1 protein-coding gene is annotated in these 1,670 nt (G+C 38.9%); it reads left to right on the forward strand.

Going from position 1 to position 1,670, the window contains the following annotated elements; translation table 11 throughout:
• Positions 1 to 234: 234 nt before the first annotated feature.
• Positions 235 to 1,497, forward strand: coding sequence for a hypothetical protein (locus Ga0074115_RS15445; RefSeq protein WP_232433160.1), 1,263 nt, complete (start codon positions 235 to 237; stop codon positions 1,495 to 1,497).
• The last annotated feature ends 173 nt before the right edge of the window (positions 1,498 to 1,670 follow it).

Consider the following 1,670-nt stretch of genomic DNA (forward strand, 5'->3'; position numbering starts at 1 on the left):
CGCACTTCGCTGATTAAGAGTTTCTTCCGCATGTCAGATACAAAGTATATTTTGGCAAGTTCAAAAATAGACTGCCAATACTTTCGGAACGATTAATACGATAGTGATGATGTCGATGGTTTTGGCACGGGACAGCCATTTCGTTGGTACAGTTTTCTTGAGAGCACGGATCCACATAGGGATGAACTTTTTGATCTGACTGATTATGCCTGCAACGCAATTGCAATGAATCTATTGCCAATCAACTACTCATTTACCGCAGGCCTCTATCTAAAATTCCTATACGATATTAAGTTCGATCCCGATAAAGATACCCCACCAGTTAAAACAGAACCAGTCCCTCACTACTTGGTTGATCTAAAACTTTATAAAATCACCGTGCATAATGATAAAGACAATTGGGGCAGCGGCGAGATATTTATTAAAACCAAATATGGCTCTAGTCTTAAAACATATGGCCAGTATAATGTGGATGGTGGTGATTCAAAAAATATAAATATCCAATTGCCAAACCGGATATTTAAAGCAGGGGACACGCTGACTGGTGATTTTGAAATCTATGATGATGACACAACAACCACTGAAAGTATGGGTGCGGTTACGCTTCATGAGCCAGAGACCTTTTGGCTTAGTGGGATTGGAGAAGAGTTCACGTTTTCTAGGAAATCAGATAATGGCGCCTGCACACTCCATTTTAGGATAAAACTATTTGAGATCCCTGAAGAAGAGAACAGAAGATATTCAGAAATAGAGAACAGCCTTTTTGAAGTCAGTGCCTATTTAAAAAAGATCAAGATCCATGATGATGAAGATTGGGCGGCTGATGGAGAGATTAACATTGAGGTAGACTTTGAAAATCATAAAAAACAGTTTGGCACCTATTCATTAGGTGATGGAGATAGCAAGGATATTAACGAGCTTATTACTAGCAAAATACTGCCTGGGACAGAAGATATAAACCTGAAAATTACAGTAATTGATGAAGATGTTACTGAAAATGAAAGCTTAGGTAAAATTGACCTCGACATTGCCAGTACAGAATGGGTCGACTTTAATGGCTCTAAGACTATTACCAAAAAATCCACAAATGGCGACTGCACTGTTACAGTAGAGATTAATGTCAATAAAGTTGAATTTTCCTATGAGAAAGAAAACTTTCAAGAATTTATAGAACAAACACAACTGGATTCAGACTCACTAAAAAAAGCAATGTTTCCAATTGAGGTTATCGAAGAGATATTTCCACCATTGGTATTCAGTGGTAAGCGCTACACCAAACTCCACCACCAACACTGCCACCACGTAAAACGGATTAAAAAAGGCAACAAACAGAAAGTTTACATGTTCATGGAAGAACTGCCCAGGCGGACTGAGCAATTACGTGAAGATATCAGAGCGAACAACTCACTCCCCCACCAGAATCTGCTAAGGAAATTTGAAAATCATAGGATATGTAAAACTTGTGAAAAACTACAACAAAAGGAGAAAAAATATTAAGGATGACTCACGCGGAGTCATTCTCTACGGGATAACGGGGCTATTGTGGATCAGATACAGGCCCACTATATAAAAATGTAGTAGTTCAGACCTGATCTGACACCTGACTTGAAAAGAGTGAGGGTTACCGGTTTTGATGGAAGTGCTAACTGACCATCGAAACCAAAGAGGTA

The sequence above is a fragment of the endosymbiont of Ridgeia piscesae genome, from assembly GCF_001443665.1.
In the GTDB taxonomy this organism is placed as follows: Bacteria; Pseudomonadota; Gammaproteobacteria; order Chromatiales; family Chromatiaceae; genus Endoriftia; species Endoriftia persephonae.